The sequence below is a fragment of the Haloferax sp. Atlit-6N genome (assembly GCF_003383195.1).
Lineage (GTDB): Archaea > Halobacteriota > Halobacteria > Halobacteriales > Haloferacaceae > Haloferax > Haloferax gibbonsii.
On record NZ_QEQJ01000395.1, the window covers coordinates 1 to 439 of the forward strand.

Consider the following 439-nt stretch of genomic DNA (forward strand, 5'->3'; position numbering starts at 1 on the left):
GAAACGCCAACGACCTCCGGCAGGACGTACGGAGCGTGCTGCTCGCCCGTCTCCATCACGACCAGCCCGTCTCCGGGCAGTACGGGTCGGTCCAGCGGACGTCCCGGCGCAACCGGACGCTGAACGATGACGACGAAGTGCTGGAGACACTGACAGCGGCCGGGATCGACCGTGAGCGCGTGACCAGTGTGGACGCCAGCAAGGTCGACGACGCGCTCGAAGTGACGGAGCTCTCGGAGTCGGACGTCTACGAGATCGAAGAAAGCGAGTACGTACGGAAGGCGGACGTCGACGAAGAACGCAAAGCAACGCGGCTGCAAGGGCTGCAAGATCAACTGGCCGCTACCGACGAGGACACGGCAGACCTCCAGGCAGAAATCGAGGAGTTAGAACAGCGGATCGACGAGCTCACAAGCTTCGACGCCGCGGCCTCGTTCCA

Annotated in this window: 1 pseudogene; it reads left to right on the forward strand. The window is 63.8% G+C overall.

Annotation, left to right across the window (positions count from 1 at the left end):
- Nucleotides 1-439: pseudogene (locus tag DEQ92_RS22905) on the forward strand (hypothetical protein); the annotation flags it as partial.